The organism is Agrococcus sp. TF02-05, from assembly GCF_017565345.1.
Taxonomy (GTDB): Bacteria; Actinomycetota; Actinomycetes; order Actinomycetales; family Microbacteriaceae; genus Agrococcus; species Agrococcus pavilionensis.
Genome location: NZ_JAGEKO010000001.1, coordinates 479,731 through 505,286, shown reverse-complemented (window position 1 = coordinate 505,286; position 25,556 = coordinate 479,731). Strand labels below are relative to the sequence as shown.

Genomic DNA, 25,556 nt, shown 5'->3' with positions numbered 1-25,556 from the left:
CCGAGGCGAAAGGGCGCGGGATGACGGACACGGTCGACACGGGGGAGAGCCGTGCCGCGGGGCCGTCCCGACGACGCGGCGCGCTGCTGTTCCTGCGCGACATCGTCGTCATCTTCCTCGTCGCGCTGCTCGTCTCGTTCCTCGTCAAGACGTTCCTCATCCGGCCCTTCTGGATCCCGTCGGAGTCGATGAACGACACCCTGCAGGTCGACGACCGCATCATCGTGAGCCTCCTCACGCCGACGCTCGTGCCCGTCGACCGCGGCGAGATCGTCGTCTTCGAGGACCCGGGCGGCTGGCTCCCCGAGCCGGCGGCCGAGCCGGAGGAGAGCGGCATCGTCGGCGCGATCGACTGGTTCCTCACCTTCGTCGGCCTCGCGCCCGAGGACGACCACGGCTACCTCATCAAGCGCGTCATCGGCCTCCCCGGCGACCGCGTGCAGTGCTGCAACGACTTCGGCCAGCTCACGGTCAACGGTGTGCCGCTCGACGAGCCCTACCTCCACCTCGACGCCGCGGGCCAGCCCGCGAGCGCGCAGGGCTTCGACGTCACCGTGCCCGAGGGCCACGTGTGGGTGATGGGCGACAACCGCAACCACTCGGGCGACTCCCGCGCGCACATCGACGCGCCGGGCGGCGGCTTCGTGCCGATGCAGTCGCTCGTCGGCCGCGCGATCCTCGTCTCCTGGCCGCTCGAGCGCTGGGCGTGGCTCGACGACTTCGAGTCGACGTTCGTGGGCGTCGAGCCGCAGGGCGCGGCGGAGCTCGGGCCGGTGAGCGCAGGGGCGGTGCCCGCGGCATGACGGTCGTGTCGCCGACGCTCGACCACGAGCGCGAGCTCTGGGCGGATGCGCCCGTCGTCATCGGCATGGATGAGGTGGGTCGCGGCGCGCTCGCCGGTCCCGTGAGCGTCGGCGCGCTCGCCCTCCGCGACGGCTGCGGGCCGCACCCCGAGCACCTCCGCGACTCGAAGGCCATGACGGCGCTCCGCCGCGCGGCGACCGCGCCGCTCGTGCGCGAGTGGGGCGTGAGCGCCGTCGGGCACGCCTCGAACGACGAGATCGACCGCTTCGGCATCCAGGTCGCGCTCGGCCTCGCCGGCCGCCGCGCGCTCGTCGCCCTCCACGCGCTCGGCGTGCACGTGCCGAGCGCCGCGATCCTGCTCGACGGCACGCACGACTGGCTCGCGCCGGCCCTCCGCGTGCCCGTGCGCACGGTGCTGCGCGCGAAGGCCGACCGCGACTGCGCATCCGTCTCGGGCGCCGCGCTCGTCGCGAAGGTCGAGCGCGACGAGCGGATGGTCGAGGCCGACGCCGTGCACGCGGGCTATGCCTGGGCGTCCAACAAGGGCTACGGCTCGGCCGAGCACCTCGCGGCGATCGCCGAGCTCGGGCCCACGGCGCTGCACCGGCGCACCTGGCTGCGCTCGCTCCAGCGGCCGACCGCCGACGCGAGCATGCCGGCCGCGACCGGGCTCGTGCCCGCCGCGGGCTAGGCTCGCGGCAGGGAGGCCGGGCATGGATCGAGCGCAGGTGGAGCGCAACCTCGTCGAGCAGGCGGCGCTCTACGGAGCCCCGCTCGCCGAGCTGCTCGCGCCGGTGCGCGAATCGCTCGGGATGACGCAAGCGCGGCTCGCGCAGGCGATGGGGCTCTCCGCGCCGATGCTCTCGCAGCTGCTGCAGGGCCAGCGGGTGAAGATCGGCAACCCCGTCGTGCTCGCGCGGATGGATGCGCTCATCGCGCTCGAGGCGGATGCCCGGGCGGGGCTGCCCGCGGCCGAGGTCGCGCGTCGCGCGCAAGAGATCGCCGCGTCGACCGTGCGCTCGACGCACGCGGGCGCGCCGGCGGAGGCACTCCGCGACGCACTGCTCGCGATCGCGCCGCGGGCGGAGCTCGAGGCCGCGATCGAGCAGCTCCGGACCGGCTACCCGCGAGTGGCCGACGGCCTCGCGGCGCTGCTGGCAGGCCCGCGCTAGGCGCGACGCCGCGCGCGGAGCCAGACGGCGAGCCCGACGAGCCCCGTTGCCACGAGCAGGCCGCCCGCGACGCCGAGCCCGATGGCGAGCGGGCCGGCGCCCGTCGCGCCGTCGTCCAAGGGGGCGGTCTCGACGGGCGCCGCGCCCGGGGTCGGCATCGCCGAGGGCGCGGCGGCGAGCTCCGGGGTGCCGCTCGGGTCGCCGACCACTTCGACGGTGAGCGTGTAGGGGATGATCCGCGGCTCCTCCATCGGGGCGAGCGAGACCACGACGGTGTGCTCCCCGGCGAGGCTCGCCTCCCCGGAGCGCCGCGCGGGCAGCGCGATCGGCGGGGTGGCGTTCGCGAGCCGCAGCCGCGTGTCCGCAGCCACGTCAGCCCAGCGCGCGCCGTCCGCGGCACGCGCGAGGAGGTCGCTCGCGATCCCGCCGACCGGGTCCAGGATGTGCAGCCTGCCCGCTTCGTACGGATGATCGGTGTCGTTCTCGAACGATGCGACCGCGCGCACCGACTGGCCCCAGTCGACCGGGACGGAGAAGAACTGCGTCTCGCCCGGCAGGATGTCGACCCGGTAGGAACCCGGCTCGATGCCGGCGGGATCGTTGAGGCTCGATCCCGGCTCGAGCTCGCCGCCGGCCGCGTCCTCCGCGAGGCCGAGCGTCCAGTCGCGCTCGGCTGAGACGGCCGCGGGGAGCGCGTCGAGGTTCGCGGGCAGCGGCTGCTCGACGAGGCGCAGCTCGAAGGGCACAGCCCCCGCGGGGGAGCCGAGGTCGGTGACCGAGAGCTCGAGCGCGTCCGCGGTCATGCACGCGTCGTCCGCGGCTTCGAGCGCACCGGCGCTCAGCGCGATGAGCGACGCCTGGGTCGAGCCGTCGGCCGACACGGTCTCGTAGCCGCACAGCGCGCCTTCGGCCTCGAGCCGGATCGTCACGGCACCGCCGCGGTGGTTCGCGGGGAGCACCCCGAGCATGCCGACGAGCAGCGTCGAGCCGGGGATGTCGCGCTCGACGACGTAGTGGCGCTCGGCGCCGGAGCCGTCGAGCTCGTCGACCCACTGCGTGCCGGCGCGGATGGCGGGCGCGTCCGACGCATCCGGCGTGCCGGTGACCGGGGTGCCGACGACGGAGAAGGGTCGGAAGGCGCGGGCCGCGAGCGCCGTGAGCGCGTGCTCGAGCCCAGCGGCGTCGGCGGCGTCGACGTACGCGCCTCGGCCGGCGTCGGCGACGCACCGCAGCTGTTCGCGCGCAGCGGGGTCGACGTCGAAGCCGACGACGTTGATCATGAGGTCGATGCCGCCGCCAGCGAGCTCCGCGGCGACGGTGCACGGGTCGGGATCGCAGTTCGCGAGGCCGTCCGAGACCAGCAGGATGGACCGCGGGCCATCGGTGCCGAGATCCGCGGCGGCCTCCTGGAGCGCGAAGCCGATGGGTGTCTCGCCGTAGGGCGCGTAGGCGACGGCCGCGGCGCGGAGGGCGTCGCGGTTCCCGGCGCCGACCGGCACGACGCGCTGCGAGTCGGTGCACGCGCCGGGGGACTCCTGGCCGAGCACGGTCGCGCCGAAGACCCGCAGGCCCACGCGCTGCTCGTCGTCGAGGCCGTCGAGGGCGCGGTCGATGGCGGTACGGGCGGCGTCGATGCGCGGGGCGCCCGTCGCGTCGGGCATCGCCATCGAGCCGCTCGCGTCGAGCACCAGCATGAGCGAGGCGTCGTCGCGCGGGCTCGCCGCGAGCGCGGGTGCCGCGCTGAGCGAGCTCGCGACGGCGAGCACGGCGACGAGCGCGGTCGCGAGGCGGATGCGTCGGAGCAAGGTGGTCTCCCTCGGTCGGGGCGGCAGGGCCGGCGATCTTTGCGATTGCGAATCTATGGGTTTGCGATCGCGAAGTCAAGGCTCATGCGAGCAGCAGTGCGGCGACGATGCTCGTGGCTCCCACGGCGAGCATCGCGAGCGATCCGGCGAGCAGCGCGCCCGCGCGACGCGACGACGCCCGATCCGGAGGGTCGTCCACCGCTGGGACCGGGCGGGCGCTCTCGGTCGGCATCGATGCATCCGGAGCCGGGCCACGAGGACCCCATCCCGGCGGCAGCTCGGGGAGCTGCCGGAAGACCTCGACGTCGTCGCCGAGCGGGCGCTCGAGCAATCCGGTGGCGTGGAGCCGCTCGCGCAGCGACCCGGGCGACGGGCGCTCGCCGGGCGCCTCGGCGAGCATCTCGTCGACGAGCGCTCGCAGCACGCCGCCAGGGCCGAGCGCATCCAGGGTCATGCCGAGCGCGTAGACGTCCGCCGACGGGTGCGGATCGGCGTCGTGCGCCTCGGGGGCGCGGAAGCCCGCGGTGCCGACGGCGAACGGCCCGGTCGTGAGCCGAGGGTCGCCGATGCGCGCGGCGATGCCGAAGTCGGTGAGCCGCAACCGCGGCTCGCCCGTGCCCGTCGCGTCGAGCAGCAGGTTCGCCGGGGTGACGTCGCGGTGCACGACGCCAGCCGCGTGGACCGCCTCGAGCGCCTGCAGCGCCTGGTCGGCGATGCGCGCGATCCACGGTGCCGGCAGCGGCGCGAAGTCGCCGGCGAGGGTCGCGAGCGAGCCGCCGTCGACGAGCGGCATCGCGAGCAGCACGCGGTCGTCCTCGCCCGCCCAGCCCGTGGGGGTGAGCACGTGCGGGTGCCGGATGCGCGTGGCCTGCTCGCGCGCGAAGCGCACGAGCGAGGCCGCGTCGACCTGGCGGAGCACCTTCGCCGCGACGTACTGCCGCTCGCGCAGGTCCCACGCGCGCCAGACGACCCCTGAACCGCCCTCCGCGAGCGGGTCGACGAGCGCGAACCGCCCCGCGAATGCCACAGCCACGCCCCGATCCTAGGCAGGGCTCGGCCACCGGTCCGCCCGCGCGCCGGGGCGGCATAGGATGGATGCGTGGAACCCGAGGACATCGAGGACTACGACCGCGAAGTCGAGCTGGCCCTCTTCAAGGAGTACCGCGACGTCGTCGGCATGTTCAAGCACGTCGTCGAGACCGAGCGACGGTTCTACCTCGCGAACGACGTCAAGGTCACGCGCCACGACGCCGGCACCGACTTCTACTTCGAGCTCGAGCTCACCGACGTCTGGGTGTGGGACATCTACCGCTCCGACCGCTTCATCAAGTCGGCGCGCATCCTGACCTTCAAGGACGTCAACGTCGAGGAGCTCGCCTCGCGCGACCTCGAGCTGCCGAAGGACCTCGCGATCGAGGAGTGACGCAGGCGGGCGCTGCCGCCCGCTCGTTCTCCACAACGCCGCGCCCGCGTCGAGCGCGTGAGCTGCCGCATCCGCTTTCCTCTGCCCCATGCGGGCGAAGGATGAGCTGGGGCTCGACGGCGAGGCCGCCGCGAGCGTGCACCTCGAGCGCGCGGGGATGCGCATCGTCGACCGGCGCTGGCGCTGCCCGCACGGAGAGGTCGACATCATCGCGCTCGACGGCGAGACGCTCGTCTTCGTCGAGGTGAAGACGCGCCGCGGGCTCGAGTTCGGGCATCCCTTCGAAGCGATCACGCCCGAGAAGGTGCGGCGGCTGCGCACGCTCGCGGGCGTGTGGCTCGGCGTGCACCGCCATCGCGGGCCGATCCGCATGGACGCCGTCGCGGTCATCGCGCCGCGCTCCGGTCGCTGGCGCGTCGAGCACCTGCGGGGCATCGAGTGAGCGGCTTCGGGCGGGCGGCGTGCGTGGCGCTGCAGGGACTGGCGGGCGTCGGCGTGCAGATCGAGGTGCACGCCTCGAGCGGGCTGCCGCGCGTGCACATCGTCGGGCTGCCTGATCGCGCCGTGCAGCAGGCGCAGCACCGCACCTGGAGCGCGATCGCTCGAGCCGGGCTCACCCCGCCGCACGGGAAGACGGTCATCAACCTCACGCCCGCGTCGCTGCCGAAGGCCGGCACGCACTTCGACCTCGCGATGGGCGTCGCGGTGCTGCGCGCCATGCGGGTCGTACCGCCCGACGACGGCGAGACGGCGCTGCTCGGCGAGCTCGGGCTCGACGGCCGCCTGCGACCCGTCGCCGGCACGCTGCCGCTCGCGCGAGCTGCGGCCGAGGCCGGGATGACGCGCGTCGTGGTGCCGACCGCGTCCGTCGACGAGGCGTCGCTCGTCGCGGGCATCCGCGTGCTCGGAGCGCCGAGCCTCGCGCACGCGGCGGCGCTGCTCGGCGCCGACCTCGACCCGGAACCCGTCGAGCCTGTCCCGGCGGCCGCCCCCGTGCCGCGCGCCCACGCCGACCTCGACCTCGCCGACGTCGTCGGCAACCGCGACGCCGTCGAAGCGCTCGAGATCGCGGCCGCCGGCTCCCACCACCTGCTCATGGTCGGCCCGCCCGGCGCGGGCAAGACGATGCTCGCGATGCGGCTGCCCGGGATCCTCCCGGCGCTCACCGAGCAGGAGGCGCTCGAAGTCGCGTCGCTGCGCTCGCTCGCGGGCGAGCCGCCGCCCTCGACCCTCGACGTGCTGCCGCCGTTCGAGCACCCGCACCACTCCGCGACGGCTGTCTCGCTCGTGGGCGGTGGGTCGGGCACGATCCGCCCGGGCGCCGCCGCGCGAGCCACGCACGGCGTGCTCTTCTTGGACGAGGCGCCGGAGTTCCCGCGCACCGTGCTCGACATGCTGCGCCAGCCGCTCGAGTCGGGCACGATCACGATCCACCGCGCGGCGGGCGTCGCGACGTTCCCCGCGCGCTTCCAGCTCCTGCTCGCCGCGAACCCGTGCCCGTGCGGGCTCTTCGGCAGCGGCGAGTGCACGTGCCCGCCGCAGCAGCGGCGCCGCTACTTGAGCCGCCTCTCCGGGCCGCTGCTCGACCGCGTCGACCTGCAGGTGCGGGTCGATCGCGTGCTGCCCGGCGCCGACGGCGCGCGGCGCTCGAGTGCCGAGGCCGCCGCGAGGGTCGCGGAGGCGAGGGCGCGCGCCGAGCGCCGGCTCGAGGGCACCGAGTGGCGCGCGATGGGCCACGTGCCGGGGCCGTGGTTGCGGCGGAACCTGCCGCTCGGCCGCGAGCTGCTGCTGCCGCTCGAGCAGGCCGTCGAGCGCGGCGCGCTCACGATGCGCGGGCTCGATCGCGCCGTTCGCGTCGCGTGGACGATGGCCGACCTCGATGGCGTCGACGCGCCGTCGCGCACCCACATCGGTCGAGCGCTCGCGCTCCGGAAGGGGATCCCCGCATGAAGCCGTACCGCATCCCGCTCGAGCGGCTGAGGGCGGCCGTGATCCCGACCATGCCCCCGGGCGTCGAGCCGACCGACGCCGAGGTCGTGGCGCGCTTCGCCGCCGGCGCCTGGACGGTGCTGCCCGAGCCCGGCGACGGCGCCGTCGGCGTCGCTCGCGAGCTCATCGGCGACGTGCGAGCGCTCGAGCTGCTCGTCGAGGGCGCCGGCGCGAGCACGTGGGCGGACGAGCTCGGCGACGCCGAGGCGGCACGAGCGGTCTCGGCGGGCGTCGAGCGCTGGCGCCCGCGGCTCGAGGCGGAGCGGATCCTCTCGGCGTTCACGCAAGGCGCCGCGTTCGGGCAGCTGCTGCTCACGAGAGCCGACGCGAGCTGGCCGACAGCCATCGACGACCTCGGTCCGCACGCGCCGGCCGGACTGTGGGTCCGCGGCGATCCGGCGACGCTCGCGCGGTGCGCGCGCTCGGCCGCGCTCGTCGGCTCGCGCGCCTCGTCGGGCTACGGCGAGCTCGTCACCGGGCAGCTCGCCGCCGGGCTCGTCGACCGCGGGTTCGCCGTCGTCTCCGGCGGCGCGTACGGCATCGACGGCACCGCGCATCGCGCCGCGATGGCCGCCGGGGGCACGACCGTCGCCGTGCTCGCCGGCGGACTCGATCGCTTCTACCCGGCGGGGCACGACGAGCTGCTGCAGCGCGTCGCCGCGACTGGTTGCGTCATCGCCGAGGCGCCGAGCGGCGTGCCGCCCACCCGCTGGCGGTTCCTCGCGCGCAACCGGCTCATCGCGGCGCTCGCGAGCGCGACCGTCGTCGTCGAGGCGGGGAGCCGCTCCGGGTCGATCAACACCGCGGGGCACGCCGCGGCGCTCGGGCGGCCGCTCGGCGCCGTGCCCGGCCCCGTCACCTCGGGCGCGAGCACCGGCTGCCACCGGCTGCTGCGCGACTACGGCGCGGCGGTGATCGAGCGCGCCGAGCACATCGTCGAGCTCGTCGACGGGCCGGGGGAGGAGCAGCCGCCGATCGGCGGGCTCTCGAGCGACGAGCTGCGGGTGCTCGACGCGCTGAGCGCGAGGGCGGCGCGCGCCGTCGACGAGCTCGCCGTGCGCACCGGCATGGCGCGCGGCGACGTCGTCGCGTCGCTCTCGCTCCTCGAGCTCGGCGCGCGAGCCGTCGAGCGCGCGGGTGGTTGGGTGAAGGCGGCGAGGTAGGCGGTGGCCGTGCCGTCCGGCGCGTTCGCCGGAGCCGCGCGCCGTGCGTGACTAGCCTGAGCGCGTGACCTACGGCATGCACCCGGACGCGGCGGTCGTCATCGCGCACCTCAGCGACACGCACCTGCTCGCGGGCGGCGCGCCGCTCGCCGACCTCGTCGACACCGAGGCGCACCTCCGCGACAGCGCGGCGCGGCTGCGCGTCGCGGCGGCGGATGCCGACCTCATCGTCGTCTCGGGCGACGTCGCCGACCTCGGAGAGCCGGGCGCGTACGCGCTCGCGCGCGAGATCCTCGAGCCCGTCGCCGCCGAGATCGGCGCACCGATCGTCTGGACCGCCGGCAACCACGACGAGCGGCCCGCGATGCGCGAGGCGCTCGGCCTCGGCGGGGAGCCCCTCGACCCGATCGACTCGATCGTCGAGGTCGGCGGGCTGCGCATCGTCGCGCTCGACTCGAGCCTGCCCGGCTGGCACCACGGCGGCTTCGACGAGGGCCAGGCGGAGTGGCTCGCCGATGCGCTCGCCGACCCGCCCGCGCTCGGCTGCGTGCTCGTCATGCACCACCCGCCGCTGCCGTATCGGACGCGCCTGATGCGGCTGCTCGAGTTCCGCGACGAGCAGCGACTCCGCGAGGTCGTCGACGGCGCCGACGTGCGCGCGATCCTCTCCGGCCACCTCCACATCGGCGGCTCGGGCACCTTCGCCGAGGTGCCCGTCGTGCTCGCGAGCGCGACGAGCTACGCCGACGACCTCGCCGGCCCGCCGCCGGCGATGCACGGCATCGACGCGACCCAGTCGTTCAACCTCGTCGAGGTGTACGCCGACGCGATCGCCCATTCGGTCGTGCCGGCGCTGCCGCACGACTCGCGCGAGACGGTGCCCGCCGAGCTCGCGCGCGCCGTCGACGCGCTCGAGCCCGCCGAGCGGCTCGACCGCTTCAGCCGCAAGCCCGCCCCCGCCGACGAGGCCTGAGTGCTGCTCGCCGAGGGCATCGAGGCCTACCTCGCCCACCTCGAGCGCGAGCGCGGCTATTCGGCCAACACCGTGCGCGGCTACCGCGGCGACCTCCGCAGCCTCGAGGAGCACTGCGAGCGCTCGGGCATCCGCGACGCCGCCGACATCGACCTCGACGCGCTCCGCGACTGGCTCTACGCGAGCGCGGAGTCGGGCATGGGCAAGTCGACGATCGCCCGGCGCTCGGCCGCGGCGCGCGGGTTCAGCCGGTGGCTCGCCACGCACGGCGGCGACGACGTCGCGGCGCGGCTGCGCACGCCGAAGCGCGATCGCCACTTGCCTCGCGTGCTCTCCCGGCAAGCGATCGACGCCGTGCTGGCGTCGCTCCACGCAGCGGCTGCCGAGGGCGACGCGACGGCGCTCCGCGACGTCGCCGTCGTCGAGCTGCTCTACGCGAGCGCGCTGCGGGTCAGCGAGCTCGTCGGGCTCGACGTCGACGACGTCGATCTCGAGCGGCTCACCGTGCGCGTCACGGGCAAGGGCTCGAAGGAGCGCGTCGTCCCCTTCGGCCGGCCCGCGCTCGACGCGGTCGTCGACTGGCTCCGCAGCGGCCGGCCGCGGCTCGTGAGCGCCGCGCGCTCGCAGCCGGCGCTCTTCCTCGGCGCGCGGGGCGGGCGCCTCGGGCAGCGGCGCGTGCACGAGCTCGTGACGTCGCTGCTCGAGGCGACGCCGGGCTCGGGCCCGCACGGGCCGCACACCCTCCGCCACACCGCGGCGACGCACCTCCTCGACGGGGGCGCCGACCTCCGCGCGGTGCAGGAGATGCTCGGCCACTCGAGCCTAGGCACGACGCAGATCTACACGCACGTCTCGCTCGAGCGCCTCGCCGAGGCCTACCGCACCGCCCACCCGCGCGCTTGAGCGCACCCGCGCGCCCGAGCGCATCCGCGTGCCAGGGTGCGCTTGCCGCCCCGCATGGGCAGCAGCACCGGCCGCTCGACGCCGAGGAGCGGCAGCGGGTCGACGTACTGCCCGGCGAGCCGCGCCCCGACGTGCAGCCTCGTCGCGCCCGGCACGTGGCCGGGCAGCAGCGTGCCGATCCGCTCGCCCCGGCGCACGGCATCGCCGCGCACGACGGCGGGCTCGACTGGCTCGAAGCTCGACACGAGCCCGCCCGCGTGCTCGATCGAGACGACCGGCCGGCCGGCGACCGGGCCGGCGAAGCGCACCGTGCCGTCGTCCGGCGCGACGACCGCCGACCCCGGTGCCGCTTCGAGGTCGATGCCGCGATGCCCGGGACCGTAGGGCCCGGCCGCCATGTCGAACGCGCGCGCCACGACCGCCGGCTCGACCGGCCACGCCCACGGCGCGACGGCGAGCGCGAGCAGGATCGCGAGGGCGCGCATCCCGACAGCGTGCCGCGGAGGGCGGCGGGGCGGGGCGGATGCGCGCGGCACCGGTGGAGAACGCGCCCGCGACGGCGGGCCCCGCGGCGTGTAGCATGGGAGGGCGTCGCCTCTCGGCGATGACTACGCGCGCCCGTCGCGACGACACCTCCGTTGGTCCAGCGCTCGACCACAGAGCCTGCAAGCTCCGTGCTCGAACGCCTGGTGGTGGTGCGTCAGGGCGCCAGGGGCTCGGCCGACCGGTCGAGCCGGCAACCAGAACAGAAAAAGGAGGCGGCCATGGCCGTCGTCACGACTCGCCAGCTGCTCGACAGCGGCGTGCACTTCGGGCACCAGACCCGACGCTGGAACCCCAAGATGAAGCGATTCATCTTCACGGAGCGCTCCGGCATCTACATCATCGACCTGCAGCAGTCGCTCGCCCACATCGACAAGGCGTACGACTTCGTCAAGGAGACCGTCGCCCACGGCGGCAGCGTGCTCTTCGTCGGCACCAAGAAGCAGGCGCAGGAGTCGATCGCCGAGCAGGCGACGCGCGTGGGCCAGCCCTACGTCAACCAGCGCTGGCTCGGTGGCCTGCTCACGAACTTCAACACGGTCTCGAAGCGACTGAGCCGCATGAAGGAGCTCGAGGAGCTCGACTTCGACGACACGACGCAGGGCTACACGAAGAAGGAGCTGCTGCTCAAGAAGCGCGAGCTCCTCAAGCTGCAGAAGTCGCTCGGCGGCATCCGCAACCTGCAGCGCACGCCGTCCGCGCTGTGGATCGTCGACACGAACAAGGAGCACCTCGCGGTCGACGAGGCGAAGAAGCTCGGCATCCCGATCATCGCCATCCTCGACACGAACTGCGACCCCGACGACGTCGCCTACCCGATCCCGGGCAACGACGACGCGATCCGCTCGGTCGCGCTGCTGACGAAGATCGTGGCCGACGCGGCCGCCGAGGGCCTCATGCAGCGCCACGGCGGCGGTGCCGACGCCGAGGTCGAGCCGATGGCCGAGTGGGAGCGCGAGCTCCTCGAGCAGGCGAACGCCGAGCAGGCCGCCGCGCCCGCCGCCGACGCCGCGCCCGCCGCGGAGGAGGCGCCGGCCGAGGCCGCCGCCGAGGCTCCGGCCGAGGAGGCGCCCGCCGCCGAGACCACCGAGGACGCCACCGCGTCCGAGTCGAACTAAGGAGCAGCGCATGGCCAACATCAGCATCGCCGACCTCAAGATGCTGCGCGAGCAGCTCGGCACCGGCATGAGCGACACGAAGGCCGCCCTCGAGGAGGCCGGCGGCGACGTCGAGAAGGCGACCGAGATCCTCCGCCTCAAGGGCGCGAAGGGCAACGCGAAGCGCGCCGACCGCTCCACGAGCGAGGGCCTCGTCGCCGTCGCCGAGGGCGAGGGCGCCGTCACGATGATCGCGCTCGGCTGCGAGACCGACTTCGTCGCGAAGAACGAGAAGTTCATCGCGCTCTCGGAGCGCGTCGTCGCTGCGGTCGCCGCCGCGGGCGCGACCGACCTCGAGTCGGCGCTCGCCGCTCCGGCCGAGTCGGGCACCGTCAAGTCGATCATCGAGGAGCAGGCCGCCACGATCGGCGAGAAGGTCGAGCTCACGAAGGTCACGCGCGTCGAGGGCCAGCAGCACGCCGTCTACCTGCACCGCACGTCGAAGGACCTGCCCCCGCAGGTCGGCGTCGTGGTCGCCTACTCGGGCGACGACGCGGAGACGGCGCGCGCCGTCGCGCAGCACATCGCGATGTTCGACCCGACCTTCGTCTCGCGCGACGAGGTGCCGGCCGAGCAGGTCGAGAAGGAGCGCGAGCTCGTCTCGGAGATCGCTCGCGGCGAGGGCAAGCCCGAGGGCGCCCTGCCGAAGATCATCGAGGGCCGCCTCAACGGCTTCTTCAAGCAGATCGTCCTGCTCGACCAGGACTACGCCCGCGACAGCAAGCAGACCGTCGGCAAGGTCCTCGAGGCCGCCGGCCTCACGGTCACCGGCTTCGCGCGCTTCAAGGTCGGCGCGTAGCAGCACGCTCGACAGGAGGGCCGGGGGAGACCCCGGCCCTTCGTCGTCCCCCGGCACGGAGCAGTGCCCGGACCTCGCCCTCCGGCGGTCGCGGTAGGCTTCTGGAGGCCCGCCGGGGGTCACGATCCAGGAGGAGTCCATGCCAGCACAGTCGCGCCGCCGAGTCCTCCTGAAGCTCTCGGGCGAGTCGTTCGGCGGCGGCAGCCTCGGCGTGAACCCCGACGTCGTCTCCGCGATCGCGAAGCAGATCGCCGAGGCGGCGGAGACCGTCGAGATCGCGATCGTCGTCGGCGGCGGCAACTTCTTCCGCGGCGCCGAGCTGAGCCAGCGCGGCATGGACCGCGGCCGCGCCGACTACATGGGCATGCTCGGCACGGTCATGAACTCGCTCGCGCTGCAGGACTTCCTCGAGCAGGCGGGCGCCGAGACGCGCGTGCAGTCGGCCATCCAGATGACGCAGGTCGCCGAGCCGTACATCCCGCGCCGCGCCGAGCGCCACCTCGAGAAGGGCCGCGTCGTGATCTTCGGCGCGGGCGCCGGCCTGCCCTACTTCTCCACCGACACCGTCGCGGCGCAGCGCGCTCTCGAGATCGACGCCGATCAAGTGCTCGTCGCCAAGAACGGCGTCGACGGCGTCTACAGCGCCGACCCCAAGCTCGACGCGAGCGCGACCCGCTTCGACGAGATCACGTACCAGGACGCACTCGTGCGCGGCCTCAAGGTCGTCGACTCGACCGCGTTCAGCCTGTGCATGGACAACCGGATGCCGATGCGCGTCTTCGGCATGGACGGCGACGGCGCGCTCGCCAAGGCGATCCTCGGCGAGCCGGTCGGCACGCTCGTGCGCGCCTGATCGCGCGATCCGCGCACTAGAATCCACAGCAACGGAAGGAACCACGTGATTAGCGACGTTCTGGCTTCGGCCAAGGAGAAGATGACGCAGTCGATCGAGGTCGCGAAGGACGACTTCCAGACGGTGAGCGCCGGCCGCGCGAACCCCGCGCTGTTCCAGCGCCTCAACGTCGAGTACTACGGCACGCCGACGCCGCTCATGCAGCTCGCGTCGTTCCAGCAGCCCGAGGCGCGCGTGCTCGTCATCACGCCCTTCGACAAGTCGGCGCTCAAGGACATCGAGCGCGCGATCGTCAACGCGCCGCACCTCGGCGTCACGCCCTCGAACGACGGCCAGATCGTGCGCATCACGATGCCCGAGCTCACGGCCGAGCGCCGCAAGGACTACGTGAAGATCGTCAAGGACAAGGCCGAGCAGGCCCGCGTCGCGATCCGCAACGTGCGCCGGCAGGCGATGACCGACCTCGACAAGCTCACCGGCGAGGTCGGCGACGACGAGATCGCGCGCGCCGAGAAGGAGCTCGAGCAGATCACGAAGCAGTCGATCGAGGGCGTCGACGAGGCGCTCAAGAAGAAGGAGGCCGAGCTCCTCGAGGTCTGATCGAGGGCTCGGGAGGCGACGGATGCGCAAGGAGCATCGCAGCGCCGCCGAGATCGACGCCCAGATCCAGGCGCAGATCCACGCGGCCAGGGATCAGATCGAGGCGGCCCGCGCGCGCGTCAACAAGCGCACGGGGCGCGACCTCGCGGCCGCGATCGGCATCGGCCTCCTGCTGGGCGGCCTCCTGCTCGCGAGCCTGCTGTGGGTCAAGACCCTCTTCATGCTCCTCGGCACCGTCATGGTGGGCTTCGCGCTCTACGAGCTCGCGAGCGCCCTGCGGTTCGCCGGCCGCGACGTGCCGCGCATCCCGCTCGTGCTGCTCGGCAGCGCGATCGTCCCGATCACGTGGTACTTCGGCGCCGCGGGCCTGTGGTGGTCCACGCTCGGCGCGATCGCGCTCGTCGCGCTCGTGCGCGTGCTCGAGCTCGCCGACGTGCGCACCCGCACCGGCGCATCCGCCGTCTTCGCCGACGTCACGGGCGGCGCGCTCTGCATCGCCTACATCGCGGTGCTCGGCAGCTTCGCCGTGCTGCTCACCGCCCAGGAGGGCGGGCAGTGGTGGACGCTCGCGATGATCGCGATGACGACCGTCATCGACACCGGCGCGCTCGCCGCCGGCGTGTGGCTCGGCAAGCACAAGCTCGCGCCGCGCATCAGCCCGGGCAAGACGTGGGAGGGCCTCGCGGGCGGCGCGCTCGCCGCGACGCTCGCCGGCATCGCGCTCTCGGTGTGGCTGCTGGGGCAGGAGTGGTGGTTCGGCTTCATCCTCGCCGCGCTCCTCGTCGTCACCGCGACGGTCGGCGACCTCGCCGAGTCGATCATCAAGCGCGACCTCGGCATCAAGGACATCGGGTCGTTCCTGCCGGGCCACGGCGGGTTCCTCGATCGGCTCGACTCGATCCTGCCGAGCGCGGTCGTCATGATGGCGCTCTTCCAGGTGGTGCACGCCTGACGCGAGCCGCCCCTGGCATGATGGTGACGATGAGCACGTTCCCGAGGGCGAAGCGGTCGCAGCCCGGCTACGACATCGAGCAGGTCGAGGACTTCCTCGAGGACGCTCGACGGGCCTACGCGACCGACGCCCGCGCGGCCACGGCGATCGACTCGTCGAGCATCCGGCGCACGAGCTTCCCGATGCAGAAGGGCGGCTACTCGCCCGCGCACGTCGACGCGGCCCTCGAGCGGCTCGAGGAGGCGTTCGCGCGGCGGGAGCACGAGCGCGGCATCGCCGAGCACGGCGAGGAGGCCTGGTACGCGCAGATCCGCGAGCGCGCCGTGCAGGTGCTCGCGCAGCTGCGCCGTCCCGACGGCGAGCGGTTCCGGCGCGTGAGCCGCATCTCGCGCGGCTACCGGGTCGCGGAGGTCGACGCGTTCGCGCTCCGCATCGCCGACTACCTCGAGGACGGGCCCGACATGTCGGCCCGCGAGGTGCGCACCGCCCAGTTCGACGCCCAGTTCGGCGGCTACGACGAGGACGAGGTGGATGCGATGCTCGACTCGGTCGTCGGGCTCATGCTGGCGGTGCGCTGACCCTCGCACCCTCGGCGTCGTTACCATTCCGTGATAACGTCGATCCTCGTGTTCACCCGATCTGCCACCGCTTCCGCGCGCTCGACGCGCACTCGCGGCATGCTCTCGGGCGTCTCGCTCGTCGCCGCCGCGGGCTTCGTGCTCGTCTCCGTCGCCGCGACCCCCGGCGCGCAGGTCGCCGCCGAGCCGGCCACGCTGCTGAGCGAACCGCGACCCGGCCAGGAGCTCGGCGAGGTCACGGGCGAGCACGCGTCGCTCGTGCGCGACACGATCGTCGTGCACACCCCGACGCCCACCCCGACCCCCGAGCCTGCGCCCGTCGCGGCCGCACCCGCTGCCGCCTCGAGCGGCGGCACGGCGGCGCGCGCCGCGGTGCCGATCCCCGCGGTCGCTGCGCCCGATCCCGGCTCCGCGCAGGCGATCGCGCGCCAGATGGTGCTCGCGCGCGGCTGGGGCGAGGACCAGTACTCCTGCCTCTACTCGCTGTGGCAGAAGGAGTCGAACTGGAACGTCTACGCGCAGAACCGCTCGAGCGGCGCGTACGGCATCCCGCAGTCGTTGCCCGGATCGAAGATGGCCTCGGCCGGCGCCGACTGGCAGACGAACCCCGTGACGCAGATCACGTGGGGCCTCGGCTACATCTCGGGCCGCTACGGCACCCCGTGCGGCGCCTGGGGCCACTCGCAGCGGGTCGGCTGGTACTGATGCCGTCGCGGCGGCCGTCCCGTCGCCGCGCCACCGAGCATGTGCCGCTCGACGTCGAGCGGCTCATGCAGGGCGTGCGGCGCGTCGAGCGCCGCGCGGGCGGGGAGTGGCACGTGCAGCCGATGGCCGCGCACGCCGCGGTGAAGGACTACTCGTGCCCCGGCTGCGGCCAGTCCGTCACGGCCGGCACCGCGCACGTCGTCGTCTGGCGCGCCGACTCGATCTTCGGCGAGCGGGCGATCGAGGATCGGCGCCACTGGCACACCGGCTGCTGGCGCGCCGCCTGAGCTACTTGAGGTCCTGCTTCGGGATCACGACTTCCTTCAGGATCAGCTGGATCGCCGCGGCGACCGGGATCGCGACGAGCGCGCCGAGGATGCCGAGCAGCGTGCCGCCCGTGAGGGCCGCGAGCACGACCACGACGCCCGGCACCTTCACCGCGCGGTTCATGACCTGCGGGCTGATGACGTAGGCCTCGAGCTGCATGTAGACGAGGTACCAGATCGCGACCGGCAGCGCCGTCTGCGGTCCGTCGAGCAGCAGCACGAGCAACGAGATGACGACGGATGCGGTGATGGTGCCGACGAGCGGGATGGTCGAGGCGATGAGCGCGATGAAGGCGTAGACGCCCGCGAGCTCGGAGCCGACGATCGAGAGCACGATGAGCGAGAGCGTGCCGTTCAGCAGCCCGAGCGCGCCCTGCCCGAGCACGAAGCGCCCGACGGACTTCATGATCTGCTCGGCGATCTCGATGAACTTCGGCCGCGACGACGCCGGCACGAGGCGGTACATGCCCGACTTGATGGCCGGCAGCGAGCCCGTGAAGTAGAGCATGAGCACGACGACGATGAGCCCGCCACCGATCGCGAACGCGACCTGCCCGATGCTCGCGACGATCGAGCCGACCACCTCCGCCATCCACGGCGGCAGCGACGACCAGGTGTTGAAGTCGGTGAGCGCGCCGCCGAGCTGGTCGAGCGTGCCGTCGACGTCGAAGGCCGGGAACGTCTCGCGCACCCAGTCGAGCACGCTGTCGAGCAGCCCGCTCTCGACCTCCTGCACGATCGCCTGCACGAGCAGCGAGAACTGCGCGATGATCGTCGGCACGATGAGCCAGCCGGCGCCCACGAGGGCCGCGACGATCACGATGAAGATCAGCAGCACGGCCGCCCAGCGCGGCACGCGGCGGCGGATGAGGAACTGGATGACCGGCTCGAGGCCGAGCGCGAGGAAGATGCCCGCGAAGGCCCACACGAGCACGGTGCCGATCTGCTGCACCGCGGCGCCGATGGCGATGGCGAGGAGCACGCCGAGGCCGCCGAGCAGGCCGAGCACGAAGGCGTTGCGGATCTTCACATCCGAATCCTAGGCGGACGCCCCGGCCCGCTCCCTGCACGGCGCGCGGCCGGGTCGGCGCAGGGGCGGGCTTGGCAGCACCCAGGGTGCGTCGGTACCCTGGAGGCTTGCCCGCTCTGCGTCGTCCGGCCGGACGGCCCGCCGCATCCCGCGGCGAGCGTGAAAGGACCTCTGACCCGTGCGATACATCCTCGCGGCCGTGAGCCTCGTGATCTCGCTCGTGCTGCTCGGCCTCGGCATCGGGCAGCGCACGATCTGGGCGCCGCCGGAGACGATCGTCGCGCAGCTGCAGGAGCCCACCGAGTCGCAGGTCGTCGTCATCCCGGGCGAGGCCATGAACGCGCACGACGGCGTGCAGACGCTCACCGTCGAGGGCGACGGACCCATCACCGCGGTCGTCGGGCGCGCGCACGACGTCGAGGGCTGGGTGGGCGAGAGCGCCCACGCCATCGCGAGCGTCGACGAGACCGACGCGCTCGTGCTCGACGAGCAGCGCGGCGACGAGGAGCCGCTGCCCGCGATCGCCGGCAGCGACATGTGGATCGAGGAGGCGCAGGGCGAGGGATCGCTCGAGCTCACGATCGACCTGCCGGTCGGCTTCGCGGTCGCCATCACCGGCGCGCCCGGCGAGGCCGCGCCCGCCGCGATCGGCGTCGCGTGGCCGTTCGACGCGAAGACGCCGCTGTTCGGCCCGCTCATCACGGCCGGGCTCGTCTTCCTCGCGCTCGCGCTGCTGTTCCTGCTGCTCGCGCTCCGCCACCACCGCCGCCGTCGCGGCCCGCAGCGCCGCAGCCACCGCGAGCTCTCGCGCGCCGAGCGCCGCGCGCTGCGCCGCGAGGCGCAGCAGGGGCTGCCGCTGCCCGCGAAGCCCATCGCTCCCACGACCCCCGCGGGCGAGCAGGGCGCGATCGAGGCGGATGCGTCGGCGCCGGCAGGCGAGGACGCCGCGTCGGCCACGCCCTCCGAGCCGGATGCCGCGGCATCCGCTCCCGAGCCCGGGACCGCATCCGCCCCCGACGCCCCCGGGCGCGAGTCGGGCACGCGCGAGCGCCGCGCGACGCGCTCGCGCCGCAGCCGCTTCGGCCTCGTCGCGCTGCCCGTCGTCGCGATCGTCGGCCTCACGGGCTGCGGGCCGCAGTACTGGCCGGGCGGTGAGTCGGAGGCCGCCCCGACGGACGCGCCGACGCCCTCGACGCTCGAGGAGACGCTGCCGCCCGTCGCGCTCACCGAGAACCAGTTCGATCGCGTGCTCGAGTCGACGCGCGAGACGGTCGCCGAGGCAGACGCGGCGCTCGACGCCGCGATCGCGGAGCGCCGGCTCGCGGGGCCGATGCTCGAGGCCCGCAGGACGAACTACCAGGTGCGCGCGCAGAACGCCGAGCTCGCCGAGGCGCCGGGGATCCCGGACGGCGACGTCGAGCTGCTGCTGCCGCAGCAGACGGAGGTGTGGCCGCGCTCGGTCATGGCCGTCGTCGGCTGGCAGGACGGCGCGCAGGCGCAGTCGGCGCTCATGTTCCAGCAGCCCGACGCGCGCTCGAACTACCGGCTCGTCTACATGACGACGCTCGCCTCGGGCGTGCAGCTGCCGGCCGTCGCGAGCCCGACGATCGGCGCCGCGAGCCTGCCGGGCGACACCCCGCTGCTCCTGCACCAGCCGAACGAGATCACGGGGGCGTACGCCGACGTCATCCTGAACGGCACCGATTCGCAGTACAACGCGTGGTTCCGCGAGGAGGGCGATGCGCTCCGCGCCGAGATCGGCCGTCCCGCGAAGGACGCGATGCGCGCGCTGCCCGAGTTCGAGCTCTCGAACCTCGAGTGGAGCGTCGCCGAGGACGAGCAGGCGCCGATGCTGCTCGTCACGAACGAGGGCGGCGCGCTGCTCGCGACGTCGTTCCTCGAGACGCAGCGCACGACGCCGACGGAGAGCGGCGTCGAGATCGAGGCGCAGGCCGGCGCAGGCATCCTCGCGGGCGTGCAGCAGTCCGACACCGGGATCGAGACGACCTACCAGATCCAGGTGCTCTTCTCGGTGCCGCCGGCCGATGCGCCGGAGGGCACGCAGATCCAGGTCGTCGGCTACAGCCAGTCGCTCGTCAGCGCAAGGGAGGTCCAGTGATGTCGGAGGCTCGACTGCCAGCGTCGATGGGGGGAGCGGTCGACCTGTCGGCCCTCGCCGCCCGCCACGAGCAGCCAGCGGCCGCGCCCGCGAGCGGCGGAGCGCCCGGAGGGGTGCCGAGCGCGATCATCGACGTCACCGACGCGGACTTCGCGCAGGTCGTCGAGCTCTCGAACCGCGTGCCGGTCATCATCGACATCTGGGCCGAGTGGTGCGGGCCGTGCAAGCAGCTCTCGCCCGTGCTCGAGCGCCTCATCGAGGGCCACGGCGGCCGCCTCGTGCTCGCGAAGGTCGACGCCGACACCAACCCGCAGCTCGTGCAGGCGTTCAACGCGCAGTCGATCCCGACGGTCGCGGCTGTCATCGGGGGCCGGCCGGCGCCGCTCTTCACCGGCGCGCTGCCGGAGGAGCAGGTGAAGGACGTGCTCGAGCAGGTGCTCGCGTTCGCCGAGCAGCAGGGCATCACGGGGCGCGTCCCCGTCGGCGACGGCGAGGAGGCTCCCGCGGAGCCCGCGCCCGAGCCGGTGCCGCCGCTGCACCAGGAGGCGTACGACGCGCTCGAGATCGGCGACCTGCCGGCCGCGATCGCCGCGTTCGAGAAGGCGATCGCGCAGAACCCGCGCGACGCCGAGGCGATCGCCGGCCTCGCGCAGGTGAGCCTGCTCTCGCGCCTGCAGGGCAGGAGCGCCGACGAGGTGCGCGCGGCCGCGGCCGCGGACCCGCGCGACATCGACGCGCAGATGCTCGCGGCCGATCTCGACCTCTCGGGCGGGCACGTCGAGGATGCGTTCCTGCGGCTGCTCGAGCTCATGGCGACGCTCTCGGGCGACGAGAAGCAGGACGTGCGGCTGCGGCTCCTCGACCACTTCGAGATCGTCGGCCTCGACGACCCGCGCGTCGTCGCGGCCCGCAAGCGCCTCACGGCCCTCCTCTACTGACGCCTGCCGCGGCCCGCTGCGGCTCGAGTGGCGCCTCCGGCAGGTGAGTGGCGCCTCCGGCAGGTGAGTGGTCACTCCCGCAGGTGAGTGGCGCCTCCGGCAGGTGAGTGGCGCCTCCGGCAGGTGAGTGGCGCCTCCGGCGGGTGAGTGGTCACTCCGGCAGGTGAGTGGTCACTCCCGCGGGTGAGTGGTCACTCCGGCAGGTGAGTGGTCACTCCGGCAGGTGAGTGGTCACTCCCGCGGGTGAGTGGTCACTCCGGCAGGTGAGTGGTCACCCCGGGATGTGAGTGGTCAGTCCGGGATGGGCTCGGTCACGCCTGCACTTGAGCGGTCGTTCGCGCTCGGCCGTCCACGCGTGGAGTGACCACCCAGACGCGGAAATGACCACTCAAACGCGGCAGCGACCACTCAGACGCCGAAGTGACCACTCGAATGCGGGAGGCGCCACTCACACGCGAGCGGCGCCACTCGAACGCGGGAGGCGCCACTCACGTGCGGAAGTGGCCGCTCAGGCGCGGGAGGCGGCGGTCACTTCGCGGGGGAGGCGGTCACCTCGCTCGTCGCAGCGGCGGGGGCCGGGGTGGGCGCGGCCTTCGGCTTCAGGAGCAGGCCCGCGAGCGGCGGGATCGTGATCGTCGCCGACGCGGGGCGGCCGCCCCACGGCTCGGCGGTCGCGTGCACGGTGCCGAGGTTGCCGACCCCCGAGCCGCCGAACTCGACCGCGTCGGAGTTCACGACCTCCTCCCACTCGCCCGCGAACGGCAGCCCCATCCGGTAGCCCTCGATCGGGCGACCCGAGAAGTTGACGATCGCCGCGACCGGGTCGCGGTCGTCGCCCCAGCGCAGGAACGCCACGACGTTGTCGGAGGAGTTCCCGCCGTCGATCCACTCGAATCCGCCCGGCTCGTTGTCGCGCAGCCAGAGCGCCTCGGTCTCGCGGTACACGCGGTTGAGCTGCCCGACGAGCGACATGAGGCCGCGGTGCACCGGCTGGTCGAGGATCCACCAGTCGAGGCCGCGCGCCTCGCTCCACTCGCTCGGCTGCCCGAACTCCTGCCCCATGAACAGCAGCTGCTTGCCCGGGTGCGCCCACATGAAGGTCAGGTACGCGCGCACCGAGGCGAGCTTCTGCCACTGGTCGCCCGGCATCTTGTTCAGCAGCGAGCCCTTGCCATGCACGACCTCGTCATGGCTGATCGGCAGCACGAACTGCTCCGAGAACGCGTAGAGGAACGAGAAGGTGATGTCGCCGTGGTGGTGCGAGCGGTACAGCGGATCGACCGCCATGTACTGGAGCGTGTCGTGCATCCAGCCCATGTTCCACTTGAGCCCGAAGCCGAGCCCGTCGACGTCGGTCGGCTTCGTGACGCCCGGCCACGAGGTCGACTCCTCGGCGATCATGACGATGCCGGGGCAGCGGCGGTAGACCGTCGCGTTGACCTCCTGCAGCAGCGCGATCGCCTCGAGGTGCTCGCGCCCGCCGTGCACGTTCGGCAGCCACTCGCCGTCCTTGCGCGAGTAGTCCAGGTAGAGCATCGAGGCGACCGCGTCGACGCGCAGCCCGTCGATGTGGAACTCCTCCATCCAGTAGACGGCGTTCGCCACGAGGAAGTTCTTCACCTCCGGCCGGCCGAAGTCGAACACGTGCGTGCCCCAGTCGGGCTGGTCGCCGCGGCGCGGGTCGGGGTGCTCGTAGAGCGGCCGGCCGTCGAAGCGCGCGAGCGCCCACTCGTCCTTCGGGAAGTGGCCCGGCACCCAGTCCATGATCACGCCGTAGCCCGCGCGGTGCAGCCGGTCGATGAGGTAGCGCAGGTCGTCGGGGTGTCCGAAGCGGCTCGTCGGCGCGTAGTAGCCGGTCACCTGGTAGCCCCACGAGCCGCCGAAGGGGTGCTCGGCGAGCGGCATGAACTCGACGTGCGTGAACCCCGTCACCTCGAGGTGCTCGATGAGCGCATCGGCCATCTCGCGGTAGTCGAGGCCCGGCCGCCAGGAGCCGAAGTGCAGCTCGTAGACCGACATCGGGGTGTTGTGGGGGTCCCTCGCGGCCCGGGACCGCATCCACTCGTCGTCGCTCCACGCGAAGCGGCTCATGCCGACCTTCGACGCGGTCGCGGGCGGCACCTCGGTGTAGCGCGCCATCGGGTCGGCGCGCGTCACCCAGCCGTGGTCGGTGAGGATCTCGTACTTGTAGGCGGCGTGCTCGAGCTCACCCGGCACGAACAGCTCCCACACGCCGCTCGCGCCCATCGAGCGCATCGCGTGACCGCGGCCCACCCAGTCGTTGAAGTCGCCGATGATGCGCACGGCGTGCGCGTTCGGCGCCCAGACGGCGAACGCCGCGCCCCGCACCCCCTCGTGCTCGCGCAGCCGCGAGCCGAGCACCTTCCACGCCTGCTCGTGCCGGCCCTCGCGCCACAGGTGCAGGTCGAGCTCGCCGAGCGTCGGCGTGAAGCGGTACGGGTCCTCCGACTCCCACGAGCCGCCGTCGCCGTAGGTCGTGCGCAGGCGGTACGGGCGGATGGGCCCGGTCACCGTGGCCTCCCACACCCCGTGCCCGAGGTGCTCCATGGGCGTCTCGGCCTCGCCCACGACCGCGACGGCGTCGGCGAGGTGGCGCACGGCCCGCACGAGGTGCGTGGAGCCGTCGATCGGGTGCGCGCCCAGCAGGTCGTGGGGCAGCGGATGCGCGCCCTCGGCGAGGCGGCGGAGGGTTGCGTCGTCGAGCATCATGCCTCCGATCGTCGTACGTGGATGATGTGCGCCGGCTCGACGAAGGCGTCGAGCCGCACGAAGTTGTGGTCGCTCCACGTCCAGGTCTCGCCGGTGATGAGGTCGTGCGCCTCGAACCGGTCGCCGGGCTTGAGGCCGAGCTTCGTCAGGTCGAGGTGCACCGTCGTCTGGCGGGCGGAGTGCGGGTCGACGTTCGCGACGACGATGATCGTGTCGTCCTCGCCCGACTCGGTGAAGCGGCCCTCGACGCGCTTCGAGTAGACGAGGATCGCGTCGTCGTCCGACCAGTGCACGTCGAGCGCCCACAGCTGCCGGATCGCGGGGTGCTGCGCGCGGATCTCGTTGAGCCGCGTGATGTACGGCGCGATCGTCGTGCCGTTGCGCTCCGCCTGCTCCCAGTCGCGCGGCTTGAGCTCGTACTTCTCGTTGTCGATCGCCTCCTCGGCGCCGGGCCGCGCGACCGCCTCGATGAGCTCGTAGCCGGCGTACATGCCCCACGTCGGCACCGCGGTCGAGGCGATCGCCGCCCGCACCTTGAACGCCGGCACGCCGCCGAACTGCAGGTACTCGGTGAGGATGTCGGGCGTGTTGACCCAAAACGCGGGCTTGAACCACGCGGCCTGCTCGCCCGAGACCTCCTGCAGGTACTCCTCGAGCTCGGCCTTCGTGTTCCGCCACGCGAAGTACGTGTACGACTGCTGGAAGCCGACCTTGCCGAGCGCCTGCATGACCGCGGGCCGCGTGAACGCCTCGGCGAGGAAGACGATGTCGCCGTGCTCCTCGTTCACCTCGCGGATGATGCGCTCCCAGAACCACAGCGGCTTCGTGTGCGGGTTGTCGACGCGGAAGATGCGCACGCCGCACGCGATCCACTGGTCGAGGATGCGCCGCACCTCGGCGACGATCCCCTCGGGGTCGTTGTCGAAGTTGATCGGGTAGATGTCCTGGTACTTCTTCGGCGGGTTCTCGGCGAACGCGATCGACCCGTCGGGGAGGGTCGTGAACCACTCCGGATGCTCGGTGACCCACGGGTGGTCGGGCGCGGCCTGGAGGGCGAGGTCCATCGCGACCTCGAGCCCGGCATCCGCCGCCTTCGCCACGAACGCGCGGAAGTCGTCGATCGTGCCGAGGTCCGGGTGGATCGCGTCGTGACCGCCGTGCTTCGAGCCGATCGCCCACGGGCTGCCCGGGTCGCCCGGCTGCGGCGTGAGGGTGTTGTTGCGGCCCTTGCGGTTGACCTCGCCGATCGGGTGCACGGGCGGCAGGTAGAGCACGTCGAAGCCCATGGCCTTAACGGCCGGCAGGCGCTTGGCGGCCGTCTCGAAGGTGCCGGAGCGCCAGGAGCCGTCGCTGCGCCGCTCGGCGCCCTCGGAGCGCGGGAAGAACTCGTACCAGGCGCCGACGGCCGCGCGCGTGCGCTCGACGCGCAGCTCGAGCTCGGCGGATGCGGTCTCGAGCGACCGCGGGCGGTGGCGGTCGACCGCGTCGAGGATGTCGGGGTCGTTGACGGACGCCCAGCGCTGCAGGATGGGTGCGCGCGAGTCGCCGAGCGCCTTCGCCGCGCCCGCGAGGAGCGTCGCGTCGGCCCCGGTCGCGCCCTTCGCCGCGCGGCTCAGCAGCTGCGCGCCGATCGTGGCCATGAGCTCGGTGTCGATGCCGGCCGGGATCTTGATCTCGGCGTTGTGGTGCCACGTCGCCCACTCGTCGGCCCAGGCCTCGACGTGCCATCGCCACGTGCCGCGCTCGTCGACCTGCGCGAGCGCCTGCCAGCGGTCGAAGCCGTCGCCGAGCGGCTCCATCGGCACGCGCCGCTCGCGCCCGGAGGGGGAGCGCAGCACGAGCGTCACGCCGATGCGGTCGTGACCCTCGCGGAACGCGACCGCGCGGAACGGGATCACGTCGCCCTCCACCGCCTTCGCGGGGAACGTGTTCCCGGGCTGCTGCGGGTACAGGTCGAGCACCGGGATCCGGCCGGTCAGGACATCCATCTGCTT

General features: G+C 73.4%; 25 protein-coding genes. 19 read left to right on the top strand and 6 right to left on the bottom strand.

Annotation, left to right across the window (positions count from 1 at the left end; all coding sequences use genetic code 11):
* Positions 1-20: 20 nt before the first annotated feature.
* Genes lepB through JQT67_RS02555 form a run of 3 tightly spaced genes read left to right on the top strand, consistent with a single transcriptional unit; the run spans position 21 to position 1,976 of the window.
* A complete protein-coding gene (gene lepB / locus JQT67_RS02565; RefSeq protein WP_208063327.1) occupies positions 21-803 on the top strand; it encodes a signal peptidase I in 783 nt (260 codons plus the stop codon).
* Complete coding sequence (locus tag JQT67_RS02560; RefSeq protein WP_208063326.1) at positions 800-1,495, top strand: ribonuclease HII; 696 nt, start codon at positions 800-802, stop codon at positions 1,493-1,495. Before lepB ends, JQT67_RS02560 begins: the two co-directional genes overlap by 4 nt.
* Positions 1,496-1,517: 22 nt before the next feature.
* A complete protein-coding gene (locus tag JQT67_RS02555; RefSeq protein WP_021011427.1) occupies positions 1,518-1,976 on the top strand; it encodes a helix-turn-helix transcriptional regulator in 459 nt (152 codons plus the stop codon).
* Here the strand turns inward: JQT67_RS02555 and JQT67_RS02550 are convergent.
* Positions 1,973-3,781, bottom strand: coding sequence for a VWA domain-containing protein (locus tag JQT67_RS02550; RefSeq protein ID WP_208063325.1), 1,809 nt, complete (start codon positions 3,779-3,781; stop codon positions 1,973-1,975). The two genes, JQT67_RS02555 and JQT67_RS02550, sit on opposite strands and share 4 nt — an antisense overlap.
* A gap of 82 nt (positions 3,782-3,863) precedes the next feature.
* A complete protein-coding gene (locus JQT67_RS02545) occupies positions 3,864-4,814 on the bottom strand; it encodes a serine/threonine-protein kinase (protein ID WP_208063324.1) in 951 nt (316 codons plus the stop codon).
* 66 nt (positions 4,815-4,880) lie between these two features.
* Between JQT67_RS02545 and JQT67_RS02540 the strand changes: the two genes are divergently transcribed.
* The 6 genes from JQT67_RS02540 to JQT67_RS02515 all read left to right on the top strand — a co-directional run bounded on the left by JQT67_RS02540 (position 4,881) and on the right by JQT67_RS02515 (position 10,232).
* On the top strand, positions 4,881-5,204 hold the full coding sequence (locus JQT67_RS02540) for a DUF2469 domain-containing protein (RefSeq protein ID WP_021011424.1): 324 nt from the start codon (positions 4,881-4,883) through the stop codon (positions 5,202-5,204).
* Positions 5,205-5,292: 88 nt separating this feature from the next.
* Complete coding sequence (locus JQT67_RS02535) at positions 5,293-5,646, top strand: YraN family protein (RefSeq protein WP_208063323.1); 354 nt, start codon at positions 5,293-5,295, stop codon at positions 5,644-5,646.
* A gap of 23 nt (positions 5,647-5,669) precedes the next feature.
* A complete protein-coding gene (locus JQT67_RS02530; RefSeq protein ID WP_307864168.1) occupies positions 5,670-7,154 on the top strand; it encodes a YifB family Mg chelatase-like AAA ATPase in 1,485 nt (494 codons plus the stop codon).
* A complete protein-coding gene (gene dprA / locus JQT67_RS02525; RefSeq protein ID WP_243755504.1) occupies positions 7,151-8,356 on the top strand; it encodes a DNA-processing protein DprA in 1,206 nt (401 codons plus the stop codon). The genes JQT67_RS02530 and dprA overlap by 4 nt, the downstream gene beginning before the upstream one ends.
* Before the next feature lie 64 nt (positions 8,357-8,420).
* Positions 8,421-9,329, top strand: a complete 909-nt coding sequence (locus JQT67_RS02520; RefSeq protein WP_307864167.1) for a metallophosphoesterase — start codon at positions 8,421-8,423, stop codon at positions 9,327-9,329.
* Complete coding sequence (locus tag JQT67_RS02515; RefSeq protein ID WP_208063321.1) at positions 9,330-10,232, top strand: tyrosine recombinase XerC; 903 nt, start codon at positions 9,330-9,332, stop codon at positions 10,230-10,232.
* Here the strand turns inward: JQT67_RS02515 and JQT67_RS02510 are convergent.
* Positions 10,205-10,717 (bottom strand): murein hydrolase activator EnvC, encoded by a 513-nt coding sequence (locus tag JQT67_RS02510; protein WP_208063320.1) that lies wholly within the window; start codon positions 10,715-10,717, stop codon positions 10,205-10,207. The genes JQT67_RS02515 and JQT67_RS02510 overlap by 28 nt on opposite strands.
* A gap of 279 nt (positions 10,718-10,996) precedes the next feature.
* Between JQT67_RS02510 and rpsB the strand changes: the two genes are divergently transcribed.
* From rpsB to JQT67_RS02470, 8 genes are all read left to right on the top strand, one after another.
* Entirely contained in the window at positions 10,997-11,893 is an 897-nt protein-coding gene (gene rpsB, locus JQT67_RS02505; RefSeq protein ID WP_208063319.1) for a 30S ribosomal protein S2, read from the top strand.
* Between the two features lie 10 nt (positions 11,894-11,903).
* Positions 11,904-12,731, top strand: coding sequence for a translation elongation factor Ts (tsf, locus tag JQT67_RS02500; RefSeq protein ID WP_021011416.1), 828 nt, complete (start codon positions 11,904-11,906; stop codon positions 12,729-12,731).
* A 139-nt stretch (positions 12,732-12,870) separates the two neighbouring features.
* A complete protein-coding gene (gene pyrH / locus JQT67_RS02495; RefSeq protein WP_021011415.1) occupies positions 12,871-13,584 on the top strand; it encodes a UMP kinase in 714 nt (237 codons plus the stop codon).
* Positions 13,585-13,629: 45 nt separating this feature from the next.
* Positions 13,630-14,184, top strand: coding sequence for a ribosome recycling factor (gene frr, locus JQT67_RS02490; protein ID WP_021011414.1), 555 nt, complete (start codon positions 13,630-13,632; stop codon positions 14,182-14,184).
* 22 nt (positions 14,185-14,206) lie between these two features.
* On the top strand, positions 14,207-15,136 hold the full coding sequence (locus JQT67_RS02485) for a phosphatidate cytidylyltransferase (protein WP_021011413.1): 930 nt from the start codon (positions 14,207-14,209) through the stop codon (positions 15,134-15,136).
* A 29-nt stretch (positions 15,137-15,165) separates the two neighbouring features.
* Positions 15,166-15,714, top strand: a complete 549-nt coding sequence (locus JQT67_RS02480) for a DivIVA domain-containing protein (protein ID WP_208063318.1) — start codon at positions 15,166-15,168, stop codon at positions 15,712-15,714.
* Positions 15,715-15,744: 30 nt separating this feature from the next.
* Positions 15,745-16,419 (top strand): transglycosylase SLT domain-containing protein, encoded by a 675-nt coding sequence (locus tag JQT67_RS02475; protein ID WP_307864166.1) that lies wholly within the window; start codon positions 15,745-15,747, stop codon positions 16,417-16,419.
* Positions 16,419-16,706 carry a hypothetical protein gene (locus JQT67_RS02470; protein WP_021011411.1) on the top strand — a complete coding sequence of 96 codons (288 nt, stop codon included), beginning with the start codon at positions 16,419-16,421 and terminating at the stop codon, positions 16,704-16,706. Before JQT67_RS02475 ends, JQT67_RS02470 begins: the two co-directional genes overlap by 1 nt.
* 1 nt (position 16,707) lies before the next feature.
* On the opposite strand, the gene JQT67_RS02465 is transcribed toward JQT67_RS02470, so the two are convergent.
* Positions 16,708-17,775 carry an AI-2E family transporter gene (locus JQT67_RS02465; protein WP_021011410.1) on the bottom strand — a complete coding sequence of 356 codons (1,068 nt, stop codon included), beginning with the start codon at positions 17,773-17,775 and terminating at the stop codon, positions 16,708-16,710.
* 199 nt (positions 17,776-17,974) lie between these two features.
* On the opposite strand from JQT67_RS02465, the gene JQT67_RS02460 reads away from it, so the two are divergent.
* Positions 17,975-19,894, top strand: a complete 1,920-nt coding sequence (locus tag JQT67_RS02460; RefSeq protein WP_208063317.1) for a hypothetical protein — start codon at positions 17,975-17,977, stop codon at positions 19,892-19,894.
* Positions 19,894-20,832: a tetratricopeptide repeat protein gene (locus tag JQT67_RS02455; RefSeq protein ID WP_208063316.1), complete on the top strand. Its 939-nt coding sequence runs from the start codon at positions 19,894-19,896 to the stop codon at positions 20,830-20,832. The genes JQT67_RS02460 and JQT67_RS02455 overlap by 1 nt, the downstream gene beginning before the upstream one ends.
* 528 nt (positions 20,833-21,360) lie before the next feature.
* Here the strand turns inward: JQT67_RS02455 and glgB are convergent.
* Together glgB and JQT67_RS02445 are read right to left on the bottom strand one after the other, a co-directional pair.
* A complete protein-coding gene (gene glgB, locus JQT67_RS02450) occupies positions 21,361-23,562 on the bottom strand; it encodes a 1,4-alpha-glucan branching protein GlgB (protein WP_208063315.1) in 2,202 nt (733 codons plus the stop codon).
* Positions 23,559-25,550: an alpha-1,4-glucan--maltose-1-phosphate maltosyltransferase gene (locus tag JQT67_RS02445; protein ID WP_208063422.1), complete on the bottom strand. Its 1,992-nt coding sequence runs from the start codon at positions 25,548-25,550 to the stop codon at positions 23,559-23,561. The genes glgB and JQT67_RS02445 overlap by 4 nt, the downstream gene beginning before the upstream one ends.
* Positions 25,551-25,556 lie beyond the last annotated feature (6 nt).

Coding starts and splice junctions, on each gene's coding strand:
- lepB (WP_208063327.1), top strand. CDS start 21: ATGACGGACACGGTCGACACGGGGGAGAGCCGTGCCGCGGGGCCGTCC.
- JQT67_RS02560 (WP_208063326.1), top strand. CDS start 800: ATGACGGTCGTGTCGCCGACGCTCGACCACGAGCGCGAGCTCTGGGCG.
- JQT67_RS02555 (WP_021011427.1), top strand. CDS start 1,518: ATGGATCGAGCGCAGGTGGAGCGCAACCTCGTCGAGCAGGCGGCGCTC.
- JQT67_RS02535 (WP_208063323.1), top strand. CDS start 5,293: ATGCGGGCGAAGGATGAGCTGGGGCTCGACGGCGAGGCCGCCGCGAGC.
- dprA (WP_243755504.1), top strand. CDS start 7,151: ATGAAGCCGTACCGCATCCCGCTCGAGCGGCTGAGGGCGGCCGTGATC.
- JQT67_RS02510 (WP_208063320.1), bottom strand. CDS start 10,717: ATGCGCGCCCTCGCGATCCTGCTCGCGCTCGCCGTCGCGCCGTGGGCG.
- rpsB (WP_208063319.1), top strand. CDS start 10,997: ATGGCCGTCGTCACGACTCGCCAGCTGCTCGACAGCGGCGTGCACTTC.
- tsf (WP_021011416.1), top strand. CDS start 11,904: ATGGCCAACATCAGCATCGCCGACCTCAAGATGCTGCGCGAGCAGCTC.
- pyrH (WP_021011415.1), top strand. CDS start 12,871: ATGCCAGCACAGTCGCGCCGCCGAGTCCTCCTGAAGCTCTCGGGCGAG.
- JQT67_RS02485 (WP_021011413.1), top strand. CDS start 14,207: ATGCGCAAGGAGCATCGCAGCGCCGCCGAGATCGACGCCCAGATCCAG.
- JQT67_RS02480 (WP_208063318.1), top strand. CDS start 15,166: ATGAGCACGTTCCCGAGGGCGAAGCGGTCGCAGCCCGGCTACGACATC.
- JQT67_RS02470 (WP_021011411.1), top strand. CDS start 16,419: ATGCCGTCGCGGCGGCCGTCCCGTCGCCGCGCCACCGAGCATGTGCCG.
- JQT67_RS02455 (WP_208063316.1), top strand. CDS start 19,894: ATGTCGGAGGCTCGACTGCCAGCGTCGATGGGGGGAGCGGTCGACCTG.
- glgB (WP_208063315.1), bottom strand. CDS start 23,562: ATGATGCTCGACGACGCAACCCTCCGCCGCCTCGCCGAGGGCGCGCAT.
- JQT67_RS02445 (WP_208063422.1), bottom strand. CDS start 25,550: ATGGATGTCCTGACCGGCCGGATCCCGGTGCTCGACCTGTACCCGCAG.